Source organism: Actinomadura geliboluensis (assembly GCF_005889745.1).
GTDB classification, from domain to species: Bacteria; Actinomycetota; Actinomycetes; order Streptosporangiales; family Streptosporangiaceae; genus Spirillospora; species Spirillospora geliboluensis.
Map to the genome: position 1 here is coordinate 1 of NZ_VCKZ01000625.1, position 3523 is coordinate 3523.

A 3523-nucleotide genomic window follows, 5' to 3' on the forward strand; every position below is an offset into this window, starting at 1 on the left:
CCCGTGACCCCGGGCATCGGCCGGCGCCCCCCGCCCCGCGGCGACTGTCACAGGCCCGCGAGGTGCCCGGTCGTACCTGGTGAGAGCGAGAAAAGGAGGGCCCGACATGAGAATCGTGGTGCTCGGCGGCACCGTCCTCCTGGGGACGAAGCACCTAGAGGACGTTCACGAGGCGTCGCCCCGCAACCCCGGCATGCTGACCGATGCCACCGGCCCCTCACTGGTGATCGAGGTGCCGGACTCGTCCGAGAACGCGACAGTACTGGAACTCGTCACGCGCACCCCACCGGCAGAGGGCACTGCCCCACCACTGAAGGACGAGACCGAGGCGACCACACCCGCTCACGGGATGCCCGACCCCACCGCTCCGGAGCAATTCCGCATGGACGCCTTCTACCGCACCGCCCTGGCCGCCCAAGCGGGATGGGACTGAGTTCCACGTCCTGTGCGCCCCCGGCAGGATTCGAACCTGCGACACCCGCTTTAGGAGAGCGGTGCTCTATCCCCTGAGCTACGGAGGCATGTCGTCGCTCGCGCTAGAGCGTAGCGGACGGCACGTACAGGGTAGGGGAAAGGGAGCGGTGAACGCTTCTTCTTATGGGTGCACCCGGGGCTCTAGGCCGGGTGGGCCCCGTGTCTGTACGCTTCGGTCCCGTGACGGGACGGCATCGCGGTCAGCCGAAGCTCAAGGGCGCCGAAGACGAGGCGGAAGAGCGCGGTGCGTCCCGGGGCAGACAGATCGCGGTGATCTCCGCCGCTTTCCTGGTGCCCGTGCTGGTGGCGTCCGTGATCGCGGTCGGGATGCGGGACGAGCCCGTCCGGGAGCGGCCGGAGACCGCCGGGACCACGGCGCGCAACGCCACGCCGGCCACGCCGGAGACCGAGCCGACGTACGGCGAGTACGTGCCGCCCGAGTCGGAGCCGCAGATCGCGACGAAGGTGCCGAAGCGGGCGCCCGCGCCGGTGACGAAGCCGCGGCGGACCGCGTCGCCGGAGCCGTCGCCGACCCCGACGAGGCGGGTGCGGCGACCGTGCCCGGCGGGCTGGGATGATGTCTGGTGGATGCGCCGCTGGTGCGAGCGCCACGGTTACGGTGACCGCTGAACCGGTTACGCGCAGGTCATCGTAGAACCTGTAGTAGCGTTCTGCCGCTGTTCCGCATTTGGGCATCTGGAGGAAAACCACCGTGCCGTACACCCGGTCGGCGGCGCTGACCGCGGTCTTCCTGGTGATGGCGGTGCTGTCACCGCACGGCGCCGCCGCCGCGGGCCGGGCCGACTCGCTGGAGTCGCTGCGGCGCGAGGCGTCCAAGGCTCGCGACGAGCTGGAGAAGGCCACCGATCAGATGAAGGGCCGGCAGAAGGACCTCGCCGCCTCGCAGGTGAAGCTGCGCGGCACGCTGAAGGACCTCGCCGTGGCCGAGGCCGAGCTGAACCGGATCCGGGAGCCGCTGGCCCGGCTGGCGAACACGTCCTACCAGCAGAGCGGCGCCGCCGGATCCATGTCGATCTTCGGCGGCGGCGACCCGGGCCAGGCGCTGCGCTCGACGGCGGACGTGACGCTGCTCGCCCGGTCGCAGCAGGCGCTCGTGGACCGTGCCGACGAGCTGCAGAACCGGCGCCAGCAGCTCGCCTCCACCGCGCAGGACCTGCAGTCGCGCAACGCGGTCGAGCAGACCCGCCTCCAGCAGGAGGTGGACGGGCTGAAGACCAAGTCGGCGCAGTTGACGAAGCAGCTCAACGACATGCTCGACAAGCTCGCGGTGAGCCGGCAGAAGCGGTTGGAGCTCGGCTGCGACAAGAGCCTCGCCGCGGACGCGAAGAAGTTCCCGAACGGGCTGATCCCGGCGAAGTACCTGTGCGCGCTGCCGCAGAAGGGCGGCCACAAGCTGCGGGCCGACGCGGCGCTCTCCTTCTACAAACTGAACACCGCGTACAAGCGCCGGTTCGGCCGCGACATGTGCGTGACGGACGCGTACCGGAGCCTGGCCGAGCAGCACTCCGTCTACGCCCGCCGCCCCGGCTTCGCGGCCGTCCCCGGGACGAGCAACCACGGCAAGGGGCAGGCGCTCGACCTGTGCGGCGGCGTCCAGAACTCGGGCTCCCTCCAGTTCAACTGGATGGAGGCCCACGCCGGAAGGTACGGCTGGATCCACCCGGCATGGGCCTACAGCAACCCGTTCGAGCCCTGGCACTGGGAGTTCGGAACCGAGAACGACTGACCGGCCCCGCCCCGCGCCACCGGGGTTTAGTAGGGGACCTCGGTGGCGGGGACGATCTCCGAGGTGCAGTAGCGGCAGCGGCTGGCCTTCACCGGGATGTCGCTGAGGCACTGCGGGCACTCGCGCTCGGTGGCCTCCTTGCCGCGGTCCATCCGCTCGATCAGCTTCGCGGTCGGCAGGACGACCAGGAAGTAGACGATCGCCGCGGTGATGGTGAACGCGATCGCCGAGGTGACGAAGACCCCGTAGGGGAACGTCGTGCCGTTGATGGTGACGGCCAGCCGCGTGTAGTCGGGCTTCCCGCCGAGGAGGGCGATCAGCGGGGTGATGAACGAGTTCGCGAAGTCCTTGACGAGGCCCGCGAACGCCGCGCCGACGACGAAGGCGACCGCGAGGTCGACCAGGTTCCCGCGGAACAGGAACTTCTTGAATCCGCTCATGAGCACTCCAGGGGGTGTCGGGGAACGCCCACAGATCGACAAGGGCGCCGGAACGGCGGATGGTAATGAACACTCCCCGCTTAGCCAAGTTGACCTCAGGCAACTCCCGTCCCACAAACACCGCACGCACCACCACAACTGACGCAGAGCCAACGGCCGACGGCTGCCAAAGAACCAGGGGCAGAGCTTCAACCGCTAACGCCGCTTGCGGAAGGGATTGTTGTCACCGGCCGGAGGTGCCGAGGTTGCGCGTGCGGCGTGGACGCTCGGGGGCGTGGACGCTCGGGGGCGTGGACGGGACTGCGGTCACCGGCCGGAGGGTGCCGAGGTCATGCCTGTGGCGTGAACGCTCGGGGGTTAGCGGGTGGTGATGGTCAGGGAGAGGTTGGGGCCGGCGGTTGTCAGGGTCAGGGCTTGGGGTCTGGTGGTCGCCAGGACGATCAGTGCTCCCTCTTGAGGGTTGTCGTCGTCTGCCGGTGGCGTCGCGATGACGGGGACGTCCGAGACCACGAGCTTGGCCGTGCCTGCGGGGGCGTCCGGTGGCTGCTGGGTGGAGGTGGGTGTCTCCGGGGTCGGAGCGGTGAGGACGTCTATGTGGTCGCCGGGGTGGAGGAGGCGGACGGCGTCCGGGTCGGCGATGCGGACGGGGGTCGCCACCGTGCCGGGGCCGTAGCCGTGGAGGAGGGCGTCGCCCAGGACGCGGGCGTCGGTCAAGGGTTCGCCTTGGCGCATGGGGCCGGCGAGGGTGTGGCCGGCGGCCTTGCGGAGGGCGCCGGACGGGACGGCGGACGGCGGGACGGCGACGCGGTGGACGTCGGAGGCGGTCAGGGTCGTCCCCGCGGGGAGGTCGCGGGCTGGAGCG

The 3523-nt window shown here is 70.3% G+C and carries 5 protein-coding genes and 1 tRNA gene; 3 read left to right on the plus strand and 3 right to left on the minus strand.

Features of this window, described 5'->3' with window-relative positions:
• Positions 1-106: 106 nt before the first annotated feature.
• On the plus strand, positions 107-433 hold the full coding sequence (locus ETD96_RS42620) for an ACT domain-containing protein (protein ID WP_138642159.1): 327 nt from the start codon (positions 107-109) through the stop codon (positions 431-433).
• A 15-nt stretch (positions 434-448) separates the two neighbouring features.
• On the opposite strand, the gene ETD96_RS42625 is transcribed toward ETD96_RS42620, so the two are convergent.
• Positions 449-521: transfer RNA gene (locus ETD96_RS42625), tRNA-Arg, on the minus strand.
• 133 nt (positions 522-654) lie between these two features.
• Between ETD96_RS42625 and ETD96_RS42630 the strand changes: the two genes are divergently transcribed.
• Both ETD96_RS42630 and ETD96_RS42635 read left to right on the plus strand, forming a co-directional pair.
• Positions 655-1104, plus strand: coding sequence for a hypothetical protein (locus ETD96_RS42630; RefSeq protein ID WP_138642160.1), 450 nt, complete (start codon positions 655-657; stop codon positions 1102-1104).
• Between the two features lie 82 nt (positions 1105-1186).
• The gene (locus ETD96_RS42635; RefSeq protein WP_138642161.1) at positions 1187-2221 is read left to right on the plus strand and encodes a D-alanyl-D-alanine carboxypeptidase family protein; all 1035 of its coding nucleotides are present in this window, start codon (positions 1187-1189) and stop codon (positions 2219-2221) included.
• Positions 2222-2247: 26 nt separating this feature from the next.
• Here ETD96_RS42635 and mscL read toward each other — a convergent pair whose 3' ends face one another.
• On the minus strand, positions 2248-2661 hold the full coding sequence (gene mscL, locus ETD96_RS42640; protein ID WP_138642162.1) for a large conductance mechanosensitive channel protein MscL: 414 nt from the start codon (positions 2659-2661) through the stop codon (positions 2248-2250).
• A 357-nt stretch (positions 2662-3018) separates the two neighbouring features.
• On the minus strand, positions 3019-3523 hold a 505-nt coding region (locus tag ETD96_RS42645; protein ID WP_138642163.1), incomplete at its 5' end, for an RcpC/CpaB family pilus assembly protein.

What these genes read in the sequence shown, in the direction of transcription:
- ETD96_RS42620 (WP_138642159.1), top strand. Translation starts at nt 107, where the DNA reads ATGAGAATCGTGGTGCTCGGCGGCACCGTCCTCCTGGGGACGAAGCAC.
- mscL (WP_138642162.1), bottom strand. Translation starts at nt 2,661, where the DNA reads ATGAGCGGATTCAAGAAGTTCCTGTTCCGCGGGAACCTGGTCGACCTC.